This is a genomic window from Sinomonas atrocyanea, from assembly GCF_030811715.1.
GTDB classification, from domain to species: domain Bacteria; phylum Actinomycetota; class Actinomycetes; order Actinomycetales; family Micrococcaceae; genus Sinomonas; species Sinomonas atrocyanea_A.
The window spans coordinates 1-23,275 of sequence record NZ_JAUSRH010000012.1 but is presented as its reverse complement, the minus strand read 5'-3'; the positions used below and the strand labels follow the sequence as shown (position 1 = coordinate 23,275).

The 23,275-nt window shown below is 72.1% G+C and carries 23 protein-coding genes; 9 read left to right on the top strand and 14 right to left on the bottom strand.

What is annotated here, in order from left to right; translation table 11 throughout:
- Positions 1-6 precede the first annotated feature (6 nt).
- Genes tsaB through alr form a run of 3 tightly spaced genes read right to left on the bottom strand, consistent with a single transcriptional unit; the run spans position 7 to position 2,515 of the window.
- The gene (gene tsaB, locus J2W21_RS15900; RefSeq protein WP_307115487.1) at positions 7-702 is read right to left on the bottom strand and encodes a tRNA (adenosine(37)-N6)-threonylcarbamoyltransferase complex dimerization subunit type 1 TsaB; all 696 of its coding nucleotides are present in this window, start codon (positions 700-702) and stop codon (positions 7-9) included.
- Entirely contained in the window at positions 699-1,373 is a 675-nt protein-coding gene (gene tsaE, locus J2W21_RS15895) for a tRNA (adenosine(37)-N6)-threonylcarbamoyltransferase complex ATPase subunit type 1 TsaE (RefSeq protein ID WP_307115486.1), read from the bottom strand. Before tsaE ends, tsaB begins: the two co-directional genes overlap by 4 nt.
- Entirely contained in the window at positions 1,370-2,515 is a 1,146-nt protein-coding gene (gene alr, locus J2W21_RS15890) for an alanine racemase (RefSeq protein WP_307115592.1), read from the bottom strand. The genes tsaE and alr overlap by 4 nt, the downstream gene beginning before the upstream one ends.
- 135 nt (positions 2,516-2,650) lie before the next feature.
- Here alr and mshA point away from each other — a divergent pair, with 135 nt between their 5' ends.
- Complete coding sequence (mshA, locus tag J2W21_RS15885; RefSeq protein ID WP_307115591.1) at positions 2,651-3,883, top strand: D-inositol-3-phosphate glycosyltransferase; 1,233 nt, start codon at positions 2,651-2,653, stop codon at positions 3,881-3,883.
- 417 nt (positions 3,884-4,300) lie between these two features.
- Positions 4,301-6,016, top strand: a complete 1,716-nt coding sequence (locus tag J2W21_RS15880) for a formate--tetrahydrofolate ligase (RefSeq protein ID WP_307115485.1) — start codon at positions 4,301-4,303, stop codon at positions 6,014-6,016.
- A gap of 72 nt (positions 6,017-6,088) precedes the next feature.
- On the opposite strand, the gene J2W21_RS15875 is transcribed toward J2W21_RS15880, so the two are convergent.
- Positions 6,089-6,370, bottom strand: a complete 282-nt coding sequence (locus J2W21_RS15875; protein ID WP_307115484.1) for a helicase associated domain-containing protein — start codon at positions 6,368-6,370, stop codon at positions 6,089-6,091.
- Between the two features lie 247 nt (positions 6,371-6,617).
- Between J2W21_RS15875 and J2W21_RS15870 the strand changes: the two genes are divergently transcribed.
- A complete protein-coding gene (locus J2W21_RS15870) occupies positions 6,618-7,271 on the top strand; it encodes a MerR family transcriptional regulator (RefSeq protein ID WP_307115483.1) in 654 nt (217 codons plus the stop codon).
- 60 nt (positions 7,272-7,331) lie between these two features.
- Here J2W21_RS15870 and J2W21_RS15865 read toward each other — a convergent pair whose 3' ends face one another.
- Positions 7,332-8,747: an FAD-binding oxidoreductase gene (locus J2W21_RS15865; RefSeq protein ID WP_307115482.1), complete on the bottom strand. Its 1,416-nt coding sequence runs from the start codon at positions 8,745-8,747 to the stop codon at positions 7,332-7,334.
- A gap of 221 nt (positions 8,748-8,968) precedes the next feature.
- Positions 8,969-10,066, bottom strand: coding sequence for an inositol-3-phosphate synthase (locus J2W21_RS15860; RefSeq protein ID WP_307115481.1), 1,098 nt, complete (start codon positions 10,064-10,066; stop codon positions 8,969-8,971).
- Between the two features lie 98 nt (positions 10,067-10,164).
- On the opposite strand from J2W21_RS15860, the gene J2W21_RS15855 reads away from it, so the two are divergent.
- Positions 10,165-10,485 carry a PLD nuclease N-terminal domain-containing protein gene (locus J2W21_RS15855; protein WP_307115480.1) on the top strand — a complete coding sequence of 107 codons (321 nt, stop codon included), beginning with the start codon at positions 10,165-10,167 and terminating at the stop codon, positions 10,483-10,485.
- Between the two features lie 88 nt (positions 10,486-10,573).
- Here the strand turns inward: J2W21_RS15855 and J2W21_RS15850 are convergent, their stop codons facing one another.
- Both J2W21_RS15850 and J2W21_RS15845 read right to left on the bottom strand, forming a co-directional pair.
- Complete coding sequence (locus tag J2W21_RS15850; RefSeq protein WP_307115479.1) at positions 10,574-11,095, bottom strand: MEDS domain-containing protein; 522 nt, start codon at positions 11,093-11,095, stop codon at positions 10,574-10,576.
- Positions 11,096-12,092: 997 nt separating this feature from the next.
- Positions 12,093-12,701 (bottom strand): DUF2510 domain-containing protein, encoded by a 609-nt coding sequence (locus J2W21_RS15845; protein WP_307115478.1) that lies wholly within the window; start codon positions 12,699-12,701, stop codon positions 12,093-12,095.
- Positions 12,702-13,137: 436 nt separating this feature from the next.
- Between J2W21_RS15845 and J2W21_RS15840 the strand changes: the two genes are divergently transcribed.
- The 4 genes from J2W21_RS15840 (at position 13,138) to J2W21_RS15825 (ending at position 16,099) form a co-directional block, all read left to right on the top strand.
- Positions 13,138-14,283 (top strand): hypothetical protein, encoded by a 1,146-nt coding sequence (locus J2W21_RS15840; RefSeq protein WP_307115477.1) that lies wholly within the window; start codon positions 13,138-13,140, stop codon positions 14,281-14,283.
- Positions 14,284-14,314: 31 nt separating this feature from the next.
- Positions 14,315-14,932 carry an SRPBCC family protein gene (locus tag J2W21_RS15835; protein WP_307115476.1) on the top strand — a complete coding sequence of 206 codons (618 nt, stop codon included), beginning with the start codon at positions 14,315-14,317 and terminating at the stop codon, positions 14,930-14,932.
- 107 nt (positions 14,933-15,039) lie between these two features.
- The gene (locus J2W21_RS15830; protein ID WP_307115475.1) at positions 15,040-15,354 is read left to right on the top strand and encodes a hypothetical protein; all 315 of its coding nucleotides are present in this window, start codon (positions 15,040-15,042) and stop codon (positions 15,352-15,354) included.
- Positions 15,355-15,460: 106 nt separating this feature from the next.
- Positions 15,461-16,099: a class I SAM-dependent DNA methyltransferase gene (locus J2W21_RS15825; protein WP_307115474.1), complete on the top strand. Its 639-nt coding sequence runs from the start codon at positions 15,461-15,463 to the stop codon at positions 16,097-16,099.
- 214 nt (positions 16,100-16,313) lie between these two features.
- Here the strand turns inward: J2W21_RS15825 and J2W21_RS15820 are convergent, their stop codons facing one another.
- On the bottom strand, positions 16,314-16,706 hold the full coding sequence (locus tag J2W21_RS15820; protein ID WP_307115473.1) for a VOC family protein: 393 nt from the start codon (positions 16,704-16,706) through the stop codon (positions 16,314-16,316).
- Between the two features lie 378 nt (positions 16,707-17,084).
- The gene (locus J2W21_RS15815; RefSeq protein ID WP_307115472.1) at positions 17,085-17,912 is read right to left on the bottom strand and encodes a sigma-70 family RNA polymerase sigma factor; all 828 of its coding nucleotides are present in this window, start codon (positions 17,910-17,912) and stop codon (positions 17,085-17,087) included.
- A gap of 150 nt (positions 17,913-18,062) precedes the next feature.
- Here J2W21_RS15815 and J2W21_RS15810 point away from each other — a divergent pair, with 150 nt between their 5' ends.
- Complete coding sequence (locus J2W21_RS15810) at positions 18,063-18,710, top strand: TetR/AcrR family transcriptional regulator (protein ID WP_307115471.1); 648 nt, start codon at positions 18,063-18,065, stop codon at positions 18,708-18,710.
- A 903-nt stretch (positions 18,711-19,613) separates the two neighbouring features.
- Here J2W21_RS15810 and J2W21_RS15805 read toward each other — a convergent pair.
- From J2W21_RS15805 to J2W21_RS15790, 4 genes are all read right to left on the bottom strand, one after another.
- Positions 19,614-20,849 carry a sensor histidine kinase gene (locus J2W21_RS15805; protein ID WP_307115470.1) on the bottom strand — a complete coding sequence of 412 codons (1,236 nt, stop codon included), beginning with the start codon at positions 20,847-20,849 and terminating at the stop codon, positions 19,614-19,616.
- The gene (locus tag J2W21_RS15800) at positions 20,836-21,072 is read right to left on the bottom strand and encodes a hypothetical protein (protein WP_307115469.1); all 237 of its coding nucleotides are present in this window, start codon (positions 21,070-21,072) and stop codon (positions 20,836-20,838) included. Before J2W21_RS15800 ends, J2W21_RS15805 begins: the two co-directional genes overlap by 14 nt.
- Positions 21,069-21,476, bottom strand: coding sequence for a hypothetical protein (locus J2W21_RS15795; RefSeq protein WP_307115468.1), 408 nt, complete (start codon positions 21,474-21,476; stop codon positions 21,069-21,071). Before J2W21_RS15795 ends, J2W21_RS15800 begins: the two co-directional genes overlap by 4 nt.
- Positions 21,477-21,872: 396 nt before the next feature.
- Positions 21,873-22,226 (bottom strand): response regulator, encoded by a 354-nt coding sequence (locus J2W21_RS15790; RefSeq protein ID WP_307115467.1) that lies wholly within the window; start codon positions 22,224-22,226, stop codon positions 21,873-21,875.
- Between the last annotated feature and the right edge of the window lie 1,049 nt (positions 22,227-23,275).

Genomic DNA, 23,275 nt, shown 5'->3' with positions numbered 1-23,275 from the left:
CGCCGCTCACAGGGCGCGCTTCCGGGGGCCCGGGACCTGGGCGTCGGACTCGCGCAGGTACAGCGGTGTGGTGTCCAGCAGGGGCGTGCCGGCGGCGAGGCGGGCGGCCGCGACGAGGCCGAGCGAGGCCGCGGTGGGCTGGGCCTGCGCGAAGGCGTCGTCGACGGCGGCTCCGGCGTCCTCGAGCTGCCACCGGTAGAGGCCGGCGCCGGCGCCGTACGCGGGGAGGCTGGGCAGCTGCTGGGGCGCGGTGACGTGGGGGCCGTCCACGAGGGCGCCGTCGGCGGCGTACTGGGCCCAGTAGAGCTCGCGCCGGCGGGCGTCGATCGCCACAGTGAACCCGTCCGCCGGGGCGCCGGCTTCGACGGCGTCCCAGGCCAGGGCGTCGAGGCTCATCACCCCGTCCAGAGGCACGTTCCAGGCGAAGGCGAGCGCGCGGGCCGTCGCGATCCCGGAGCGGAGGCCGGTGAAGGGGCCCGGGCCGACGCCCACGACGATCCGGGCGATGTCCGCCCCGGCGAGCTCCTGCTCGGCCAGGAGGGCCCGGATCCCGGGGGCGAGGACCTCGGCGTGGGAGCGGGTGTCCTCCGTTGCGAAGGAGGCCAGCACCGCGGAGCCGGCGGCCTCGGGGGCGAGCGGCTCGTGGCAGCGGATGAGCGCCGCCGAGGCGACCGCGGAGGTGTCGATGGCGAGGATGATCACCGGCCCTCCTCCATGGTGCCGGTCTCGGCTGTGTCGGCCGCGGCGCCTTCAGCCGCTGCGGCGTCGAGCGCTGCGGGATCAACGCGTTCGACGGCGGGCCACTGCACGTTGGGGTGCTGTGCCCAGCGGGGGCCATAGGCGCGGATCACGATGAGGCGGGGCTCGTCGTCGTCCTCCGTGTCGAAGTCGAGGGTGGGCGCGCCGCCCGTGGCGCCCGCAGCGGATGGCGCAGCGTGCGGCCGGCGCAGCTCGATGTCGAGGCGGCTGTCGGAGAGGTCCTCGACGAGCCCGCGGCCCCACTCGACGACGGTCACGGCGGAGTCGGCCCAGTTCTCGAGGTCCAGGTCGGTGACCTCGCCGTGTCCGCTGAGCCGGTAGGCGTCGACGTGGACGAGGTCGGGGCCGCCGGGGCGGGGGCCGTGGATCAGGTTCGGGTGGATCCGCACGAGGACGAAGGTCGGGGAGATGATGCCCGGCCGGACGCCGAGGCCCTCGCCGAGCCCCTGGGTGAAGGTCGTCTTCCCGGCGCCGAGCTCGCCGGTGAGGACCACGAGGTCGCCCGCGCCGAGCACGCCGCCGAGGGCCGCGCCGAGGGCCTGGGTCTCCTCCGCCGAGGCCGGCGCGAACGCGGCCTCCCACTCCGGGGCGCCGCTCTCCGGGGCGGCGCTCATGCGCCCTCCCCGACGTAGACGCGCGGGACGCGCTGGCTGATGCGCGTGACGATCTCGTAGTTGATGGTGCCGGTGGCGCGGGCCCAGTCGTCGGCGGTGGGGCCGCCGTCGGCGCCGGAGCCGAACAGGACGGCCTCCGCGCCGGCGAGCTCAGCCGGGTCGGCGGAGGCGCCGAGGTCCACGACGATCTGGTCCATGGCCACCCGGCCGGCCACGGGGTAGGTGCGCCCGGCGATCCGGACGGGGCCGCGGTCGGAGGTGCGGGGGACGCCGTCGGCGTAGCCGAGCGGGACCAGGCCGAGCGCGCCGGCAGACGCGGTGCGGTAGGTGAGCCCGTAGCTCACGCCCTGCTCGGCCGGGACGCGCTTGGCCTGGGAGAGGGTGGCGCGCAGGGTCATGGCCGGGCGCAGGCGCAGGTCCGCGGAGGTCTGGTCGGCGAACGGGGAGAGTCCGTAGATCGAGATGCCCGCGCGCACGAGGTCGAAGTGGGCGTCCGGGCGGGAGAAGATCGCGGGCGAGTTGGCGATGTGGCGGACGTCGAGGTCGCACCCGGCGTCCTCGGCGAGGGCCACGGCCTCGCGGAACGCGTCCAGCTGCGCGTCGGTCTCGGGGCGCTCGGGCTCGTCGGCCACGGCGAGGTGGCTGAAGACGCCGGCCACGCGCAGCAGGCCCTCGTCCTGGTAGTCGACAGCCTCGCCGACCACGGCCTCCCACCGGTCGGCGGTGACGCCGTTGCGGCCCAGGCCCGTGTCGATCTTGAGGTGCACGCGGGCGGGGCGCTCCTGCTCGCGGGCCGCGGCCACGATGGCCTCGAGCTCCCAGCCGGAGCAGCCCAGGTCGATCCCGGCGGCGACGGCGGCGGAGAAGTTGGAGTCCGGGGTGTGCAGCCAGGCCAGGATCGGCGCGTCGATGCCGGCCGCGCGGAGGGCGAGGGCCTCGCTGATGTGCGCGACGCCGAGCCACGAGGCTCCGGCCGCGAGCGCCGCCCGCGCCACGGGGACAGCCCCGTGCCCGTAGCCGTCGGCCTTCACCACGGCCATGACCCGGGCCGGCTCCGCGACCTTGCGGATGACCGCGACGTTGTGGCGGATCGCGTCGAGGTCGATCACGGCGGCGCGCTCCGGGAGGCGGGTGCTGGGCATGGCGGAAGGGGCGGTGGTGGGCTCGGAGGTCACCATTCGAGTCTACTCGGGGCGCACGACGCCGCCGGGCCGGCTCGGGCGTCCCGGCGCGGGCCACGTAGCCTAGGGGACGTGCAGCACCGTGACCGCGTGGCGATGATCTCCCTCCACACGTCCCCCCTGGAGCAGCCGGGCGCCGGGGACGCGGGCGGGATGAACGTCTACGTCGCCCAGCTCGCGCGCGCCCTGGCCGCCGGCGGCGTCGGGGTGGACATCTATACCCGGGCCACCGCCCCCGGGCAGCCGGCCGCGGTGGACCTCGTGCCGGGCGTGCGCGTGCACCACGTGCCCGCCGGGCCGCTGCGCCGCCTGGCCAAGGAGCAGATGCCGCCGCTCGTGGAGGAGTTCGCCGCCGCCGTGCTCGCGAGGATCACGGACGCGGCCGCCGCCGGGGGCCCCCTCCCGCGGATCGTGCACAGCCACTACTGGGTCTCGGGCCTCGCTGGGCTGGAGGTCTCGGGCGGCCTCGGCGTGCCGCTCGTGCACACGATGCACACCATGGCCCGGGTCAAGAACCAGCATCTGGCCGCCGGCGACGTGCCCGAGCCGAGCAACCGCGAGCGCGGGGAGCAGCGCCTGGCGGACGAGGCGGCGCGGTTCACGGCCAACACCCCGGCCGAGCGGGACGAGCTGGTCCGGCACTACGACGTGGACGACGACCGCATCGACGTAGTCTCCCCTGGGGTGGATCTGGGCGTGTTCCGCCCTGCCTTCCGCGGCCGGTCGAGGCGCGGCCGCGGGATCGGCGCCGGGGAGTTCCATGTGCTCTTCGCGGGCAGGATCCAGCGGCTCAAGGGCCCGCAGATCCTGGTCGCGGCGGCGGCGGAGCTCCGGCGCAGGCGCCCGGACATCCCCCTGCGCCTCACGATCATCGGCGCGCCGAGCGGCTCGGCGGGGCTCGACCTGGACCTCCTCGCGCGCAGCGAGGGGGTCGGAGGCGTGGTCCACCGCCTCCCGCCGGTGCCCGCGGACGAGCTCGCGGAGTGGTACCGGGCCGCCGACGCCGTGGCGATGCCGAGCTTCTCGGAGTCGTTCGGGCTCGTGGCGCTCGAGGCCCAGGCCTGCGGGACCCCGGTGGTCGCCGCGCGGGTCGGCGGCCTCACCCGCGCCGTGTGCGACGGCCGGACGGGCTTCCTCGTGGACGGCCACGAGCCGTCCGCGTGGGCCGCTGTCCTCGAGCAGCTGCACGACGACCCGGAGACCCGCGGCGACCTCGGCCGGGCGGCCTCGATCTACGCGGAGCGCTTCGGCTGGGAGCAGACCGCCGAGGGCACCCGCGCCGCCTACCGCACGGCCCTGCACGAGCTGGCGGCCCTCCGCCTCCCCTGACCGCCGAAGTCACCCCGCAGGCGCGCGAAGTCACCCCGTGGGGGCGCGAAGTCACCCCGTGCGGTGCGGTGTCCGGCGCGAGTGTGCGGACGGTGCGGGTTCTGCGGCCCGTCACCCGCGTTGTCTGCACACTCGGCTCGAGGAGAGCGCGGGTTGGCTCCGCGCACGACGGCGAGCGGTCGGCTTCCGCGTCTGGCTCGCCCGAGGCGACCACGCGACGTCGTGCGCCGGGGCGACCTCGCGCCCCCACCGGGTGACCTCGCCACCGCCACCCCACTAGGGGACCTCGCCACCCCACCAGGGGACCTCACGCACCCACCGGGTGACCTCGCCACCCCACGGGGTGACCTCGGCGCCCCACGGGGTGACCTCGCTGGGCTCCGCTCAAGGTCGGCGCCTGCGGGGTAGGGTGGCGCCATGACCGCTACGGCACCGTCGCCCAGCGCCAGCGCCAAGGGCCCCCTCGTCCGCTCCGACCTCGAGATCGCGCGGGCCGCGACGCTCAGGCCCATCGTCGAGATCGCCGCGGAGGCGGGCATCCCCGAGGAGGCGCTCGAGCTGTACGGGCGCCACAAGGCCAAGATCGACCTCTCCCGGCTGGGCGCCGAGGACCGGCGCGGACAGGTCGTCCTGGTCACGGCGATCTCCCCCACCCCGGCCGGCGAGGGCAAGTCGACGCTCACGGTCGGCCTCGCGGACGCCCTCGCCCGCGCGGGCAGGCGCACCATGATCGCGATCCGCGAGCCCAGCCTTGGCCCGATCCTCGGCATGAAGGGCGGAGCCACGGGCGGCGGTCTGTCCCAGGTGCTGCCGATGGAGGACATCAACCTCCACTTCACCGGCGACTTCCACGCCATCACGGCCGCGAACAACGCCCTGTGCGCCCTGATCGACAACCACATCTTCCAGGGCAACGCCCTGGACATCGACCCGCGCCGCGTCGCGTTCCGGCGCGTCATGGACATGAACGACCGCGCCCTGCGCGAGATCGTGATCGGCCTTGGCGGCCCGGCCCAGGGCGTCCCGCGCGAGGCCGGCTTCGACATCACCGTCGCCTCGGAGGTCATGGCCGTGTTCTGCCTCGCGTCCTCGGCGGCGGACCTCAAGGACCGCCTGGGCCGCATCACGTTCGGCTACACCTACGGGCGCAGGCCCCTCACGGTCGCGGACCTCGGCGCGGCCGGGGTCATGGCCATGCTCCTGAAGGACGCGATCAAGCCCAATCTCGTCCAGACCATCGCCGGCACCCCCGCGCTGGTCCACGGCGGCCCGTTCGCGAACATCGCCCACGGCTGCAACTCGGCCCTCGCGACGACGACGGCGCGCCGGCTCGCCGACGTGGTGGTCACCGAGGCCGGGTTCGGCGCGGACCTGGGGGCCGAGAAGTTCATGGACATCAAGGCCCGGTACGCGGACGTGGCGCCCTCCGCGGTCGTGGTGGTCGCGACCGTGCGGGCGCTCAAGATGCACGGCGGCGTGCCCAAGGACGCGCTCACCGCACCGGACGTCGAGGCCCTCGAGCGCGGGTTCGTGAACCTCGCCCGGCACGTGGAGAACGTGCGGAAGTTCGGTCTCGAGCCCGTGGTGGCCGTGAATCGGTTCGGGACGGACTCGCCCGAGGAGCTCGACGCCGTCGTGCGCCGGTGCCGCGAGGCGGGCGTCCGCGCCGCGGTGGCGGAGGTGTGGGGCCGGGGCGGCGGGGGCGACGGCGGCGACGACCTCGCGCGCGAGGTGCTCGCCGCGCTCGAGTCGCCGGGGACGCTCAGGCACCTCTACCCCCTCGAGATGGGCGTCGAAGAGAAGATCGCCACGGTGGTGCGCGAGGTCTACCGCGGCGCCGGCGTCGAGTTCTCGGACCAGGCCACGCGGACGCTGCGGCAGATCCACGACAACGGCTGGGACGGCCTGCCGGTGTGCATGGCGAAGACGCAGTACTCGTTCTCCGACGACCCGTCCCTCCTCGGCGCGCCCGAGGACTTCACCGTGCATGTGCGCGAGCTGTGGCCGCGCACGGGCGCCGGGTTCATCGTCGCCGTGACGGGCTCCCTCATGACCATGCCGGGGCTGCCGAAGGAGCCGGCCGCGCTGCGCATGGACCTCGACGACGAGGGCCGGGTCACCGGGCTGTTCTGACCGGCCCCGAAACACGCCCCCGAAACACGCGCCCCAAACCCAAGCCCCCAGCCACGGGCCCCGAAGAGCCGCTCAGCTCCGCGAGAACCACCGCGGGCCGAGGAGGTCCTCGAGCCGGGTGCGGCGCTCGTCGCAGAGCCGGCCGCCGTGGTCGGCGCGCCGCTGCGCCTCGATCCACAGGCCCAGTCGCGCCTCGTCCGGGTCCTTGGCGGCGCGCTGGGGGATGCGTCCGTGCTCCCCCACGAAGGCCTCGAGCCGGGCGACGAGCGCTGCGAACTCGTTGTCGTCCAGCTGCCTCGGCTCGTCGATCCCGGCGATCTGCCTCGAAAGGATCCGCCACATCGCGTTGTCCACTTCGCCCCCATGACGCTGTAGCTTCTCGTATGAGGTTATTTTACATGTAAAATGCGAGAGTTGGCCATGAGTTGTGCGGACCCGGGTCCGAGAGAGCGCCCCCCATGGTTGCCATGCAACGCTCCCTCGGCCCGCGGGCCTCAGTTATTCAAAATAGTGGGGTTATGTTCGGAGGCGCCACCTAGAGAGTGGTGGGGCACGCAGCTATCCAATCCGCTCTCCGCAGCGCCCCCAGGAAGGAGGCCCGATGAAGCTGGCCGAGCTCGCCGCGCGGACCGGGACCCCGGCCGCGACGATCAAGTTCTACCTCCGCGAGGGCCTCCTGCCCGCTGGCCGGACCGTGAACGCCACTCTGGCCGACTACGGCGACCCGCATGTGCGCAGGCTCGGCACCATCCGCGTGCTCCGCAAGGGCCTGGGCCTCAGCGTGGCGACGGTGCGGGCCATCGTGGACCTCATCGACGGCGGCGAGGACCGCATCGAGGTGATGAAGACCCTCCGCTCCGTGGTCCTGGGGCTGGGCACGCCGCAGCCCGGCCGGACCGAGGCAGGCACCCGCATCGTCCGCGAGCGCGGCTGGCCGGACCTGCCCACGGGGGCGCGCGCGGCCCTGGACGACCACCTCGAGGCCATGGAGCGCCTCGGCGCACCCGTGCCGGAGAGCGTGCTCAGCGCCTACGCCGAGGCCGCGGACCTCATCGCCGCCGCGGACGTGGCCGACGTGGACGGAGCCGGAGACCTCGAGGACCTCGTCTCCCGCGCGGCCGTCGGGATGCACATGAACCGCCAGCTCGTGCTGCGCCTCGTGGCGCTCGCGCAGGCGAGCCGCTCGATCCTGCACTACGGGCCGACCATGTCGGGGCCGAGCCGGCTCGCGCCGCCCGAACCGGGCCAGAGATAGAGGCGGGCGGACGACGCCGGGCGCGCACCCGCCGTCGTCTGCCCGCCTTTCGCGCCGGGCTCAGGCCGGAGTCGCCTCGGGCTCCGGCGCGGCCTGCCCGAGGAGCACTGGCTTGATGTTCTGGTTCACGCGGAAGAAGTTGTCCGGGTCGTACTTCGTCTTTACCTCGGCCAGGCGCCGATAGTTCGCGGCGTAGTTGACCTCGACCCGTGCCTGGTCATCGGCGTCCTGGAAGTTGATGTAGCCGGCGGGCTCGGTGAACTGGTGGAGTGCGGCCCAGTAGCTGCGGACCCAGGCGATGTTGGCCTCGTTGTCCGCAGGGCTCTCCCACTGGCCCGCGATCACGGGAGAGAAGCCCACCGAGCGATACGGGAACGCGGTCGCATCCGGCGCCACGCGCTGCACTGCGCCGTCGATCGGGTAGAAGTGGTTGGCGGTCGCGAGGCTCGGGACGGTGGCGCCGAACTCGTGGGCCACGCGCAGGATGTCGTCGGAGAGCTCGCGGGCGAAGTCCCCCTTCCAGTAGCCCTGGAGCCCGGGAGGGTTGCCCTCGTCGAACGCCCCGTTGAGGAACGGGTAGGGCATCCGCGCCACGAGCGAGCCGACCACCGGGCCGGCCTCGAGCACCGGACGCCACCGGGCGTCCCCCTCGGCAGGGTCGCCGGCCCACATGCCCACGATGAGGCAGACCTGGCGGCCGTGCCACTCCTCGGGGATGAACGGCACCGGAGGGGCCTGGTGGTAGGCGAAGAAGGCACCGAGCTCCTCGGGCTGGGTAGCGAGCCAGTCGCGGTAGAACTGGCCGACCTCGAACCCGGAGGCCGCCGGGAAGGCGACGATGCCCACGTGCACCGAGTCCAGCACGTGCAGCCCGAACTCGAACGAGGTCACCACGCCGAAGTTCCCGCCGCCTCCGCGCAGCGCCCAGAAGAGGTCCTCGTTCTCCTCGGCGCTGGCCCGGACGAAGGTCCCGTCGGCCAGCACCACGTCGGCGGAGACGAGGTTGTCGCAGGCGAGCCCGTACTTCCGCGAGAGGTACCCGATCCCACCGCCCAGGGTGAGCCCGGCGACCCCGGTCGAGCCGACGATCCCGCCGGTGCTGGCGAGTCCGAAGGCGTGCGTCGCGTGGTTGTAGTCGCCCCAGGTGGCCCCGGCCTCGGCGCGGGCGCGCTTGGCCCTGGGGTCCACCCAGACGCCGCGGCGGCCCGAGAAGTCGAGGACGAGGCCGTCGTCGACCGTACCGAAGCCCGGGGCACTGTGGCCGCCGCCCCTCAGCGCCAGCGGGAGGCCCGCCTCGCGGGCGAACCGCACGGCGGCGATGACGTCAGCCGTCTGGGAGACGCGGAGGACGGCGGCGGGCCGCCTGTCCGCCATCGCGTTGTAGACGCGCCGCGCCGACTCGTAGTCGGGGTCATCCGGCTCGATCACGCTCCCCCGCACGTTCTCGCGCAGGGCGTTGAAGGCTGTGGTGGACATGGATCTCTCCCTTGAGGGCGCCCGAGACCACCTTTGGCGCGCCCGCGCCCCCAGCCTCGCCGAGACGGGGTGCGCCACCGACCCCTCCGGTGTACGCCGGGCCACATCAGCCGTCAAGGCTCGCACGGAGCGCTGCGTCGGACACGCCGTGGAGACGCCGAAGGCGGGCGGACGACGCCGGGCACGCACCCGCCGTCGTCCGCCCGCCTCGGGGCGGGGGCCTAGCGCTCGAGCTCGCCGCGGATGAACGCCTCGACGTCGGCGCGGGCCATGTCGTCGGCCTTCTGCACCGGCGGGGACTTCATGAAGTAGGCGCTCGGGGAGGTGAGCGGGCCGCCGATGCCCCGGTCGAGGGCGATCTTCGCCGCGCGCACGGCGTCGATGATCACGCCAGCGGAGTTGGGCGAGTCCCACACCTCGAGCTTGTACTCGAGCGAGACGGGCGCGTCGCCGAAGTTGCGGCCTTCGAGGCGCACGAACGCCCACTTGCGGTCGTCGAGCCACTGGACGTAGTCGGACGGGCCGATGTGCACGTCGCGCTCGGCGAGCTCTGCCTCGACGTTGGAGGTCACGGCCTGGGTCTTGGAGATCTTCTTGGACTGGAGCCGCTCGCGCTCGAGCATGTTCTTGAAGTCCATGTTGCCGCCCACGTTGAGCTGGTAGGTGCGGTCCACGGTGACGCCGCGGTCCTCGAACAGCTTCGCGAGGACGCGGTGGGTGATGGTGGCGCCGATCTGGCTCTTGATGTCGTCGCCCACGATCGGCACGCCGGCCGCGCGGAACTTCTCGGCCCACTCGGGGGTGCCGGCGATGAAGACGGGCAGGGCGTTGACGAACGCCACGCCGGCGTCGATGGCGCACTGGGCGTAGAACTTCGCGGCCTTCTCGGAGCCCACCGGCAGGTAGCAGACCATGACGTCGACCTGGGCCTCGCGGAGGGCGGCGACCACGTCGACCGGCTCCTCGTGCGACTCCTCGATGGTCTCGAGGTAGTACTTGCCGAGGCCGTCGAGCGTGTGCCCGCGCTGGACGGTCACGCCGGTCGGCGGGACGTCGGCGATCTTGATGGTGTTGTTCTCGCTAGCGCCGATCGCGTCGGCGAGGTCGAACCCGACCTTCTTGCCGTCCACGTCGAACGCCGCGACGAACTCGAGGTCGCTGACGTGGTAGTCGCCGAACTCGACGTGCATGAGGCCGGGGACGGTGTCCGCGGGGTCGGCGTCGCGGTAGTACTGCACCCCCTGGACGAGGGAGGCTGCGCAGTTGCCCACGCCCACGATGGCTACTCGGATCTTCTTCTCTGGCACGGTACTCCTCATCGCGTAGAACGGCGGAGCCGGTCCACGGGCTCCGCTGCTCGGCTCATCCTATCCGCGTGGCACTCCCCCGCCCGCGGCCCGGTCCCTAGACTGGCGGAATGGGACGCAAGAAGAACAAGAAGAAGTGGTCAGAGCTCAGCGGCGGCCAGCGCTTCGGCGTGGTCCTGGGCGCCCTCGTGCAGTTCGCGCTCCAGGGCGCGGCGCTGCGGGACCTCGCGAAGCGGCCGAAGGACCAGGTCAACGGTCCGAAGGGGGCGTGGGTCGCGGCGAGCTTCATCAACACGATCGGCCCAATCGCGTACTTCCTGCTGGGCCGGAAGCACAATCCGGCGCCGGCGGCCAAGGGCTCCGGGACGAGCGCCTCCTCCTCGGGGCTGAAGACCTCCCTCGGGGTCTCGATCGGCAAGAAGGTCAGCTGAGGCCACTCCCCTAGGCCCGCGCACGACGCCGGGGCGCACCGCGCGCTCCCGGCGTCGCCTGCGCTCGGCGCGGCTGCCCGCGCCCGGGTCACCGGGACCGGATGGCCACCCGGTGGGAGTCCACGAGCGCCTGCAGGGAGGCCGGCGCGATCCGCGACCGGTCGAACGCGCAGAGGCCGGTGATGGGCCGGGACCGCATGAGCCGGTCCGCCCGGTCCTCCCAGTCGAGCCACGCCGCGAGCCGGTCGGGGCCCTGAGCCAGGCTCGTGTTGTCGCCCGCGACGCGCAGGCCCGTGTAGCCCAGGTGCAGAGCGTCGGCGAGGAGGGCCTCGAAGGCGGCGCCGAGGGAGACGGGGTCCACGATCCATGTGTGGCCGTAGGCTTCCTCGGTGCCCAGGACCATGAGGTCGCCGCTGCGCAGGAGGTCCCGCGGCCAGAGGGACGTGCGCGGGTCGTCGGTGATGACGATCTGGCGCTCCCCGCGAGCGTGCCCCTCGGCGAGGAAGGACGCCGCCCGCCCCTCGAACTCGGGGCGGTCGGCGTAGGCCCACACGAAGTGGCCCGAAGGCCACCTGGCGGCCCTGCGCAGGCGGGGTTTGTCCTGGTGCATCCGGCATTCTCTTCCGCGAATCAGTCCTGCCGCGAAGGATACGGCGCACCGCTCATTACGCCTAGCGCACCTGCTTCGTCTGAGAGCGGTGTTCAGGGACGTCGTCCCCGTTTCAATCGGAGCGGCCTGTCGTCGAGACAGGCGAGGCCCTCCATCGCCTGCGTCGGGGCCACAGTCTTGGTTTATCCACGACGGCAGGACCAGACTGGCGCCCTCCACTGCCCGCGCCTCACTCCTGCGGGACCGGATCTACGGGGTCTGCCGCATCGGCAGGGTCAGCGAGGAGCCTGTGCGCCGCTCTGAGCGCAAGCATCCGGCTTGCGCATCCATGTCAACGTCACCAAGATCGGCAATATCCCCAACGGCGACCGGAATCAGGACTGGGGCGAGGGCTCAATTCGGGAGCGGTGCGGCCGCTGGGCCAATGACTCGGATGTTGCGCTTGTCGTTCGTTCACCGCGCATCTCATCGCACGGGGTATACGCGCATCCGGCTCGCCCGAGCCTTGCGGCACCGCCAAAATCGGAAAGTAGTATGCCCTCGGTTAGCGAATTGAAGCGCACTGGATTTGATGGAGGCTCCTGACCTTGTGCAGAGCTGGGCCTGAGCACCGAACGGTGCAGCGGGTCGCGGCGCAGCCGGGCGATGGCGTCGGTGGCTCGACGGTGGCCGCGGTGCTGGCCCTGCGCCCGCGAGCGGCCTTCCAGGGTGACTCGCTGTCTTCCCCAATGGGGGCTTGTGCGCCCCGGCATGATGGAGCTGCTCTGGTTGGGAGGCGCCTGTACGCGGGTGCCGCGAGGGGGTATGGTCCTCAGGCCTGGGAACGTGGAAGCGTCGCCTTGAGGGCCGGTAGCGTCGGCTGCGACGGCGTGGCGAGGGCGTTGAGGAGCTGGAGCTTTTCGGTGCACTGATTGCCCCGATAGCGCGGGTCCCTTGCGCCGTCCTCGAAGAAGTCGGGGCGGGAGTGTGCCGTTGACCGGGCCTCTGCTGCCTCGTATCAGGCGGGGATCGCGTTGGCGGCTGCGGGGAACATCTCGGCGGCCTTGATGGCGGCGACGATGACCGCGAGGGCTGCGGTTGCGAGGACTGCCCAGATGGGGGCGAGGCCGAGTGGCCGGGCGACTTTGCGCACGACCAGTGACCGGCCGATGACGTACAGCGCCGGGGTGAGGAAGGCCCATGCCCAGGGGAAGGGCCTCACGACCCCCTCGGCTGTGAGCTTCTTCCAGTCGACGTACGCGGACCAGAGGCAGAGCATGTAGGCGACGAGGCCGGCGAGGAGCAGCAGGAAGTACACAGGCGTGAAGACCGAGCCCAGCTCGAGCATCCGGATGCTCCGGCCGCCGCTCACGACCGTGCGGTAGCTGAGCGTCGGCTTCCAGGCCAGCGCGAGCAGGACGCTGGCCAGGGGCAGGAGGGCGACCAGCCAGATCGCCCAGTTGTACACGGACGCCCCGGAACGCAGCAGCGGCCTTACTCCCGTCCTTGCCGGGAACGCCCGCGCCTGATGGGCATCTGCCCAGACGTGCCCGTCCCACCACCGCAGCTGCCCCGGGCGCCCCGGCGCGGGGTACCAGCCCGGAGGCAACGACGAATAGCTGCTCACAGGTGTGCCCTCCGGCGGCCACCCGCCGCTTGCTCCCACCACTGTCCCCCCAGAGTCCGACACGGGCCGCAGGTCCTCGCCTGCGGCCAGTACCGGCGATCGTAGACAACAGCAGCGCCCGAGTCACCGCTGGAATGCGAGGAATCGCCAAGGAATCGGCCGAAAGGGCTGTCCAGCGGGGCAACCGTCTGCGAGCATCGGTCCGGGCGGCCATCCCGCTCGAGCGTGAGCGGATCGGATCCTGCCGAGTTCCGCAGTTGATCGACCCTGGGGGGATTCAAGTGCATCCGGAGAAACTGACCACGCCTGCCGCGCCCGGCCCGATGGCTGGCACGCGGCCCTGTCGCCCTGCTGCCCCGTCTCCGGTTGCCGTGGGCCTGGGCATCGTGGACCGGCAGAGGGCAGTGGCCGCGGGCGAGCGGACGGGGGCCTAGCGGTGTTCGTTCCGGGGCCGGGGGACCAGTTCCGGGAGTACGACCTGCCGGTCCAGATCCGGGCACTGCGGATGCCGGCCTGGGCGGGAGCCTGCCTCGGGGCTGTCCTCCTTGCCGTCCCCGTCGCGGCGGTCGCGGTCTCGATCATGGTCAACCAGGCCGACAGCTCAGTCATCCCGGGCTGGGCCGAGTCCCTGCTCATCGCCGGGGCGGCGGCCTCGGCATTCGTGGGCACGCTCCTGCTCTGGCGCGCTGGCGAATGGGTCACCCTCGCCCCGGACGCGGCCACCGTGACCAAGGGGTTCATCGCCCAGGGGCGGGTGGACCGGGCACAGCTGGAGGACTTCCACCCCTACCTGCACCAGTACCCCGCTCGCGGGGGCGTCCAGTACCGGATGGTGCCGACCTTCACGGTCAGAGACGCGTACGGGCGGCTCCGGGACGTCCCGCTGCCGTTCCTGTCCTACTGGAACCCGGACGGGGGGACCCATGCCCCGCTGCCGTCCCGCCCGGCCTACATCGAGGCGTGGGCGCGGGCGGCCAGCAGCCCCTATTCCAGGAGCACGCACTGGGGCGCCGTGCCGGAAGACCTCCGGGCCCACCGGCAGTCCGTGGGCCAGGGCCTGCGCCGCCGCGCGGTCCTCATCGCGGTCCTGGTCCCCGTGGTCTCGATCGGGCTCGGGCTCGGCCTGGGGTTCGGCCTCGCCCCGGCCTCGAAGGCACTCGGGCTGGCCCGCAGCGCCGACGCCCAGACCGACCGCCCCGGCATCCGCGACCTGGACGACAGCCTCACCCCTGCCATGGCCGGATACCAATGGCGCGCGCTCGAGACCGCGCCCGGCACAAGGCACTTCACCTTCTACCCCACTCTCCGGCCGCTGCCCTCAGGGCCGTACACGGTCCGGTACTTCATCCGCGACCCCGCCCAGAACGGCCCCGCACTGAGCATCCCGCAGCAGAAGTACGGGAAGATCATCGCCCAAGGGACGGTCACCTCAACGAACCCCGCCATCGAGTTCACACTCGAGCACGACGAGACCGTCTTCGCCTTCGAGCTCTACGTCACCGACGACCACGGACACACAACCTACGACTCCGACATCTACAGGAGAATCGTCGCGGGCCCCACGCCCGCGCCTGCATCCTGACCGAAACGGGCCACCCCAGCCGGAGCGCCTCGTGGCATCGAAGCTGTCACTCGCCGTCCAACACGCGGACAAGCGCATCGGTGTCGGCAACGGCAAGCCGACGAATCGACCCGCCGACCAAGCCCAGCGTCCGCTCGGGGACCGGCAACTGCGGTTCCTTGACCCGGCTCTGATCGTCAGCGGCCATACTCTGATCACGGCCGTCTACTTCGAATGCATCACACGGACAAGCATGTCGAAGTCAGAGTTGTTTGACCTTGCCAGAAACATCGACGCCCACCGGGACTCGATGGCTCGGTCTCGCGAGCAGGCGATCGCCGGGGTGACGTCCGGGCTCATCTCATTGGGTCAGGAGGTCACATGGAGAGCTTGGCACTTCGGGCTTCCGCTTCAGATGACGAGCCGGATCACCCAGATGGAGCCGCCCGACTACTTCGTAGACGAGCAGGTCAAAGGCCCGCTCAAGCGGTTCCGGCATGTCCACGAGTTCCGCGAAGACCCAGCTGGGACGACGATGCTCGATCGGATCGAGTTCGTAGCACCGTTCGGCCCCATAGGGCGTCTTGCCGAGAAGCTGGTGCTAGCCCGTTACCTTCAGACGCTGATGGAGACGCGAAATCGGCACTTGGCCGGAGGCCGGGCCCGCTAAAGGATCACTGAGGGAATTCGATCGGAGAGGTCGGTCTGGCGGCTTGATCAACAGGAGAACCGGATTCGGCCTTCCGGTCAGGACCCCGGATGCGAAAGGATCAGCAGGTGCCCGAACTGAAGTTTGTACCTCCAGAGGAATGGGACACGCTTCCCGTCGAGCCCCCTGCTGGGGTGTGGTTCAGGCGCGTCCGACCGCTTGTCGTGTCTTTCATCGTCACCACAGCGATCATGGTGATCGTCGCGTTCGTCTTGGCGCCGCAGCATGCGATCGCCTGGCTGGTGTGGATTCCGTTCGCGGCTCTCGCAGCCCAAGGCGTCGCTTGCGTCGCTATGGCTCTTCTGGCCCTGAGGCCCTATGCCGCAAAACGCAGGCTCGGGTATACGAAATGGCCGACGCCGCGGAGCCCGCAAAAGGGCTGATCTCTCACAGAACCACGGCGTCGCGGCCGACGGACCTGAATGCGTGCTGAAAAGGATCGCGTTGCGCGCCGGTACTGCGCCGGACAGGAGAGCTAGCGTTTCCGAGATGGGCCAGGATCTTAAGTCTCAGACGCGCCGCACCTACGACACCGTGGCGGCAAGCTATGCGCGGATGGTGCCGGACACGTTGTACGAAGCCCCGCTGGACCTGGCGATGATCGATTACTTCGTCGCGCAGCTCTCCACAAACGCGAGCATTCTGGATGCCGGCTGCGGCGCGGGCAGGATGCTCGCCCATCTCACGGCTCTGAGCCCGTCGCTGCGGCTCCAAGGTGTCGACTTGTCGCCAGCTATGGTCGCCCAGGCGCGCACCACCCATCCGGGCCTCAAGATCGTCGTGGGCGAGCTGGCTGATCTGGATTACCCGGCCGCCGAGTTTGACGGGGTGCTTGCCTGGTACTCCGTCATTCACACGCCACCGCACGAGATCGAAGCCGTACTGAGCGAGCTCCGCAGGGTCCTCAGGCCGGGCGGCGTCCTGCTCGCCGGGTTCCAGTCGGGCACGGGGGAAAGATCGAGCACTCGCGCGTACGGACACGAGGTCGACCTGCGCGCTTTCCTCCACCGAGTTGAGGACGTCGCGGGCGCCGCCGAGGCCCTCGGGTTCCGGATCGTTGCACGCCTAGAACGAGCTCCACGCGAGAGCGAACGACACCCTCAGGGCTTCGTCCTTGCCGAGCGGTAGACGATCGACTTGCCAACGCCGAGGAATCTACCGCTTGCGTCGAGCGATCAGGAACACTACGACCAGGACCACGAACAGTGCTGTGAACACCGCGACTAAGGCTCCGGCACTGATTCCCATCTTTCCTCCTTGCGCATGCTCGCAAGACGACAGTATCGGAGATCATAGTTCGAACCTCCAGCCGCGCTGGGGGATGCGACGAGGACACGGCCGTTCAGCCCACAGGGTCGCTCCCTTGCGATGGCTTGCGCTGGCAGACCATGAGGGGGTTCCCGTCTGGGTCTTCGAACTGGACGAAGAAGACGCTCCCGATGTCCTCCACATCGGAGGTGACCACGGTCCCGAGGCGTCGCAGGTGCTCTAGCGTTGCCGCCATGTCCGCGGTCCAGAAGAAGAAGCGCGGCGGCCCTGACGGAATGAAGTCCGGCTGGGTGGCGTCAAGAGCGAGCCGGGTGCCACCGTCGGTGGGGATGTCGAAGATGGTGCCCCCGTGGCTGGGATCGCCTTGCTCGAAACCGAGCAGCCGGGCGTACCACTCTGCGGAGCGGCGCATGTCACGCACCGGGATGAAGACCTGTCCGACGACGCGGTCGATGGGGCTGTCCATGGTGTGCATGCTAGGCGACCAGCCCTGGATCCGCGGGGGTACGGCGGCCGTGTCCATCCTCCGCTCTGGGGCCGGCGGCCGGCACCCGGGCCGACGCTGCGAGAAACCTACTTCCACAGCCTCGCCCACGCCCGCAGCACAATTGGGAGCTCTGAACACGGAACCGACCTCGGGCAAGCCCCATTTCGGGGATCAGGTGCGGTCAGGGATCCCTCAACGAGCTGGGCTGAAGGCAGCGTCCACCCGATCGACCCCCGCCGGATGTACCTGTCGTCCGCCCAGCTCAAGCATGACCGGCCTGCGCTGCGTCCGCTGCCCCGATGTCTGGGGCCCAGCGTCGCGGGCGCATCTGTCGGGAAGCCCGACCGGGAATGCGTGTCAGGCGGCCATCTTGCGGCGCATGCGGTCCAGGAGCCTGCGCAGCAGGCGGGAGACCTGCATCTGGGACACGCCGAGCTCGGCGGCGATCTCGGACTGGCTCATCTCCTCCACGAACCGCAGCCTCACCAGGCGCAGGTCCTGCTCGCTCGCGCCCTCGAGCGCGCACGCGACCATCTGGCGCAGCTCGACCTGCTCGAACCCCGGGTCGGTGACCGGGACCAGGTGCGCGGTGCGCTCCCCGTCGGCCTCCCCCGAGGTGTCCAGCGGCTCGATCGCGGCCGCGGTCATCGCGGCCTCCACCGAGCGGGCCTCGGCGACCTGCTCGGCGCTGGCCCCGGTCGCCGAGGCCAGCTCGGCCAGGGACGGCTCCCGGCCCAGCTCCTGCACCAGCCGGCCGCGGGCCTCCTTGACCCCCAGCCGCAGCTCCTGCAGCGACCTCGGCGGCCGCACCACCCACGACTGGTCCCGCAGGTAGCGCTTGATCGTGCCCGAGATCGTGGGCACCGCGAACTGCACGAACCCGTGCCCGGCACCCTCCCGGTAACGCTGCGCCGCCATCACCAGGCCCATCCGCGCCACCTGCCGGATGTCCTCGAAATCATGCCCGGGCACCCGGTGCCGCCGCGCCAGGGCGTCCGCCAGCCCCAGATGCTCCACGACCAGCGCCCCCGCGTCCGCGGCACCGCCCGCAGCGGCACCGCTGCGGGCCGCGCCCTCGCGCACCGCGTCGGCGGGCTCTTCCGCCAGGCCGCCCGCCAGGACCGTCAACTGGCCCCTGGACTCCATCGCAGCCGACTCGGGCTCCATCACAGCTGACTCACTCACAGCGACCTACCCTCTCTGCACCGCCCTGCGGCGGCTGCCGGTGTTGATGCTGGCAACGTCTACGCTTCTCAACGAGACAGACCTGTCTGTTCCGTCAGAACGTTTATATAGGTAGACAGACCTGTCTGTCCAGAGGGCTATGCTGGGGCAATGACGGGCACAGAGGAGACACCGGCCTCAGGGGCCGCCGCGAGAAGGCCTGCCCGGGAGCGGATCCTTGAGGCCGCCTATGGGCTCTTCGCTAGGCGGGGGGTCAGGGACGTCGGCGTCGACGAGATCATCGCCCACTCCGGAGTCGCCAAGGCGACGTTCTACCGGCACTTCCCCTCGAAGGAAGCCCTCGTCCTGGCGTACATGGACCGCTGGCACCAAGTGCGCCACGACGCGATCGAGGAGGCCATCGCCCACGCGCACAACCCGGACGATGCGATCCTGGCCGCGTTCACGGTTCTGGACGAGTGGTTCGCGCGCGGCGCGGACGAGGTCAACACGTTCCTGCATGTGGTGATCGAGTTCGGTCCGGGCCACCCCCTCGGCCGGGCGGCCATGGCGCACCTCGCGGACATCCGGGACCGCCTCGCGGCCCTCGCGGAGGCGGCAGGGCTGGAGGACCCCGTCGGGTTCGCCTGGTCCTTCCACATCCTCACCAAGGGTGCCATGGTCGCCTCCATGGAAGGCGACCAGCGGGCCGCCGCCCGCGCCCGCAGCCTGGCGCGGGCCCTCATCGACCTCCACCGCCCCGGCACCCCGGCCGCCCCGAATCCGAGCGGGAGGAAGACCACAGGCCCGACGCCCTGAGCGCCGGGGGACACGGGTTCAGGCGCGGCGGTCGTCGGTCCCGTCCCGGGCCGGGCGGGCGGACCGCAGCCGGAGGAGGAGGCCACCTCGTCCGAGGGCCCGGGTGAGCGCGGCGGCGAGGGCGCGGCGCGCCCGGGACGCCTGCAGCGGCGCCGCGCTGCGGCGGAGGCGGTGCAGCGCCGGCGCCCATCGATCCCCCGCCGGGAGCCTAGGGGTCCGGCGGGGACTGCGCAGGCGCACCCGGGTCGCCCTGACGCCGGGGCCTGGGGGGTCGCCCCTCCGCGGCCGGATCCCGCGCGGGCGTCCGATGGCCCATGACGGGCCCCGGAGGTAGCGGCGGGCCTCCCCCGCCGCGGGGGGTGGCGCGTATGGTGCGGGGCCGGGGCGGGCGGCATCTGCCGGGTCCTGCGGTTCTGCCGGGACCTGTCCGCGGGGATCCAGCGCCGCGCGGGACAGGGCGTCGGCGACGCTGAGGTATTCGACCGGGCCGCGGCCGGCCGCTCCGATCCGGTTCGTCGGCTGCTGCGGGGCCTGGGGGCCCGGCGTGCTCCCGGGCGGGGGCTGGGGCGCTGGGGGGTGGGGGGATGCGGTGTCCACTGCGGCTGGCCTCCTTGACCGGAGCGAGCGGGGACGGGGCGCGAGGGGCTCCTGGCCCTCACGCCACGTCGGCGGCCCCTGCGGGGCCGCCTGTGCACTTCCGACGCTAGGAGCAGCTGCTGCCCCTGTCCAGCATGGATGGGGGAAGCGCACCACGGCCGGCCCCGCCGGGGCCGCCGGAACGCGTCTCGCCCCTGGGCAGGCCGTGCGGGGCTGGGGAGGTCCGGCCCCCCGCTACGGGTCCCGTGCCGGCAGCCCGTGCCGACAGCGGCGCGCGTCGGAGCCGCAGAGGGTTGGCTGGTGCGGTCAGCGCCGGGGCACGGTGGAGGTGACCCTGGTGCCCCCGCCCGGGACTCCTTCAGTGCTGGCCGTGCCGCCGAGGGCCGCTGCGTGCTCGACGAGGCGTGCTGCTCTGCGGTCCTGGTCGGCGGTGGCGGCTGTGCCGTCGTCCTCCACGGTCAGCGCGAGGACGCCGTCGATGGCGGTGAGGGTCACTGTGAGCTCTGCCGCGGAGCGGGCGATGGCGTCGCCGATGGCTTCCCGTCCGATGGCCAGGATCCCCCGCGCCAAGGCTGGGGGCAGTTCCCCGATAATGCCGTCCACGCTGACCCTGGGGACGAGGCCGGTGCCCCGGACGGCGTCGTGGACGGCGTCGACCAGGGCGTGCGCGAGGCCCTGGCCGCGGGGGCCCTGCCGGAGGGAGTAGACGGTGCTGCGCAGCTCCCTGATCGTCGCATCGAGTTCGCCGGTGAGCGTGGCGATCCCTGCCCGGATGGCCGGGTCGGGGGCGGCGCGGCCGAGGTTCTGCATGCTCATCCCGGCGGCGAACAGGCGCCGGATGACGAGGTCGTTCAGCCCGGCGGCGATCCGGTCGCGGTCGGTGGACAGGAGCGCGTCCTCGCGCCGGCGCTGGACCAGCCCCAGGTCCAGGGCCAGCCCGACGTGCGAGCCGTAGCCCGCCCCCGACGCCAGGTCCGCCTCGGTGAAGGGGCCGCTGCCGGCCGGGCGGGCGAGCAGCACCAGCCTCTCCCCGGCCCTCCCAGGCCCGAGCGGGAACGAGAGGACCTGACCCAGCTTCCGAGCGGCCGCGGAGCCGAACAGCTGTGCCGGGTCGTCCAGGACCGCCGGTTGCCCGCGCCCCTGGAGGGCCCGGAGTCCGCCTGGGGTGGGGACGCCCTCGGCCGGGGTCAACAGGAGCGCCCCGGCTGGAGCGAGGACCTGCAGCGTCCCCCCTGCCGGCGATGCGATCACGGCCAGGACGGCGACCGCGGCGCGCAGTGCGTGCTGGGCGACCACCTCCAGATCGCCCTCCGGGGAGGATGAGTCCTCGGCGAGCAGGGACGAACTGGCTGCCATCCCCTCCTCGAGCCAGCGGTGGCGTCGGCGGATCTCCTCGTACAGCGCCCCGGCCCCCGCGCCCTCCCCTCCTGCAGCCGCGGCCGCACCGGCGTGGGGTTCCTCCGCTGCGTCCTGGCCCCGGGCGGCGGGATCGGGGCAGCCGGCGCTGCCGGCGGCCTGGCCCGGAATGCTAGTGCTCGGCAAGGTCGTCCGCCACCCGGTGCAGGTCCTGGGTCCAGCCGGTGGAGCGGTTGGGCTGCGGGGCCCCGGACTCGAAGTTCCCCAGGGCTTCGGCGATGTCCTCCAGAGCGGCGGAGAGGTTCGCCTTCACCGCGGTGTACCCCTCGGCCGAGCGGGGGTCGGTCGAGGCGGCCATGAGCTGGTCCGCCCCTGCCCTGATGACCAGCGAGGCCTCGAGCTCGTTCATGCCCCGTCCTTCCCGGAGGAGTGCGCCGGCTGGACGCCGTCCGCAATGCCTGCGCCGTGCTCGAGGGCGTAGGCGAGGAACTCGTCATCGAAGGCCACGATGCCGGCGTCCACCGCCTCCAGCTTGGCCCGGACCAGTGCCGAGAGCGCACGCCAGCGCTGCCGGCCGCTCTCCTGCGCCGTCTTCGGGCCCGTGGGGTGCCCGTGCAGGGCGAACTCCGCCGCGCGCGGCAGGTCCAGGACCATCCGGTACCGGCGCGCCCCCCACGCGAAGGCGACCGCTGCCCTTCCGTCCTCGCAGGTGCAGCGGAAGCCGGTGGCGCCCGAGCCTGCGAGCATGGCTCCGATCTCGGCCTGCGACTCCAGGGCCGTGACCGAGGCGCCCCGGACGTAGTTGCTCGTCATCTGCGCCCCCGCCTCCCCGTGTCCGGCACACGCCCCGCCGCCCCGGGCGACGCGGACCGGAAGGCCATCCCGGTGATCAGGGACGCGCTGGGGCAGCCCCGGCGTGCGGGGCCCCCGGACGGTGGGGAGAGGCTGGGGATTCCAAGGATGAGCTGACCGTTCTATAGGCTGCCCGCGCCCTCCGGCGCAATCAGCTGCGGTGGAGCCAGAGGCACGCTTGCCGGTCGCCCTCCCTCACTCTACGCCGCCCGGCGCCCTGCGCCCATCCCCCCGATGGTCGCCGCCGCACGCACGGCGGGGACTGCTGCGGCACGCTCCTTCGACGACGCCGGAGCCGCTCTGCCCGGCCAGCGCCCGGCGCGGGCCGGGTCCGCGCACCGCAGCAGCGGCCGCCGCCTACCGGCGGGAGGCGACGGCGCGGCGGAGCGCCGAGCCCAGCCCGTCCCCCCGCAGCGCCTGGAGGACGTACCCGCGCGCGCCGGCCCGGAACGCCTCCGCCGCCGCCGCAGGGTCATCGCGCGTGGCCAGGATGATGCAGGGAATGTCCGGGGCGAGGCCGCAGACAGCCCGGCAGACGCCGATGCCGCCCCAGTCCCCGGGGCCCAGGCCGAGCACGCACGCATCCGGACGCAGGGCAACGATGGCCTCCACCGCCTCGGCCGGCCTCCCCGAGGCGCCCACCGCCTCGAACCCCTCCTCCTCCAGCAGGCCCACCAGGCCCTCCCGGGTCAGGTCATGGGCCTCGAACACGAACACCCTCGCCCGCGAAGCCTCCCCACCCCCGGCATCAGCCACCACCGGCCTCCCCTCACTGGAAGGAACATGGGCGTGTGCGCCCACTCCAAGGATGCAGCCCTCACCCCCGCCGCGGCAGTGGCGCAAGTCCCGACACCGGCCAGCCCGCCCGCCACCCATCCCGCGAGACGGAGAGCCGCGGCCGCCTACCGCACCCCGGGGACGCACAGCAGGGGGCGCGGGGCCGGACCGGGGCCGTCCGGACCGGTTGAAGGGAACCCGGGCGGGTATCGGAAGGGCAGAACCGATCAGAGGAGCACCCCATCCCACACGACCCACTAGAGCTGGCGTTCGCCTACTTCGAGGCTTCCCAGACCCAGAGGACGAGCTCCATCGAAACGGCCGGGCGCCTCGAACAGGCCCGCATCGCAGCACTGCTGAGCATCGCCGAAAGCCTCGCAGTCCTGGCCGCCGCCGCCATCGACGTTCCCACCGGCCAGAACCCCGCCACCGGCTGAGGCCGACACGCAGCCCGACAGCGCCCCGTGACCACAGCAGCTTGATTCAGGCCCACAGGGCCGGCTGAAGGTTCGGTCCACTCCTGACTCGAGAGGATTCGAGGTGCCGTGGCTGCACCAAGGGCGACGCGCCGCACAAGCAGATCGGGAGGGACTTCGGGTATCAGCGAGGCGACGCCGTTCGACTCGCTCAGTGCCGCCACCGGCATCGGCCCAATCAGCGCGGCCTCCATACCGTGAATGCAGCGACGGCGTAGACGAGGACCTGTCTCGCGCGCTTCCCCAGCGGGGCTCGAGGTTCGAACGATGATCTCCGATACTGTCGTCTTGCGAGACTTCGGAAGGAGGACGGATGGGAATCAGTGCCGGAGCCTTAGTCGCGGTCTTCACAGCACTGTTCGTGGTCCTGGTCGTTGTGTTCCTGGTCGCTCGGCGCAAGCGGTAGGTTCCGTGTCGGCGGCGCTTGAATCTTGGACGCTTTCGGCGCTTGAAAAGTGAACGGGTGCAGGCAGTTTAGCCGCTGGTTTCGTCGGTGGTGGTGCGGAT

Bases quoted from the DNA above. Each gene is read 5' to 3' on its own strand.
- mshA (WP_307115591.1), top strand. From the start codon at position 2,651: ATGATCTCCCTCCACACGTCCCCCCTGGAGCAGCCGGGCGCCGGGGAC.
- J2W21_RS15860 (WP_307115481.1), bottom strand. From the start codon at position 10,066: ATGAGGAGTACCGTGCCAGAGAAGAAGATCCGAGTAGCCATCGTGGGC.
- J2W21_RS15880 (WP_307115485.1), top strand. From the start codon at position 4,301: ATGACCGCTACGGCACCGTCGCCCAGCGCCAGCGCCAAGGGCCCCCTC.
- J2W21_RS15810 (WP_307115471.1), top strand. From the start codon at position 18,063: ATGACGGGCACAGAGGAGACACCGGCCTCAGGGGCCGCCGCGAGAAGG.
- J2W21_RS15820 (WP_307115473.1), bottom strand. From the start codon at position 16,706: ATGGACAGCCCCATCGACCGCGTCGTCGGACAGGTCTTCATCCCGGTG.
- J2W21_RS15795 (WP_307115468.1), bottom strand. From the start codon at position 21,476: ATGACGAGCAACTACGTCCGGGGCGCCTCGGTCACGGCCCTGGAGTCG.
- J2W21_RS15855 (WP_307115480.1), top strand. From the start codon at position 10,165: ATGGGACGCAAGAAGAACAAGAAGAAGTGGTCAGAGCTCAGCGGCGGC.
- J2W21_RS15800 (WP_307115469.1), bottom strand. From the start codon at position 21,072: ATGAACGAGCTCGAGGCCTCGCTGGTCATCAGGGCAGGGGCGGACCAG.
- J2W21_RS15825 (WP_307115474.1), top strand. From the start codon at position 15,461: ATGGGCCAGGATCTTAAGTCTCAGACGCGCCGCACCTACGACACCGTG.
- J2W21_RS15870 (WP_307115483.1), top strand. From the start codon at position 6,618: ATGAAGCTGGCCGAGCTCGCCGCGCGGACCGGGACCCCGGCCGCGACG.
- tsaE (WP_307115486.1), bottom strand. From the start codon at position 1,373: ATGAGCGCCGCCCCGGAGAGCGGCGCCCCGGAGTGGGAGGCCGCGTTC.
- alr (WP_307115592.1), bottom strand. From the start codon at position 2,515: ATGCCCAGCACCCGCCTCCCGGAGCGCGCCGCCGTGATCGACCTCGAC.
- J2W21_RS15865 (WP_307115482.1), bottom strand. From the start codon at position 8,747: ATGTCCACCACAGCCTTCAACGCCCTGCGCGAGAACGTGCGGGGGAGC.
- J2W21_RS15850 (WP_307115479.1), bottom strand. From the start codon at position 11,095: ATGCACCAGGACAAACCCCGCCTGCGCAGGGCCGCCAGGTGGCCTTCG.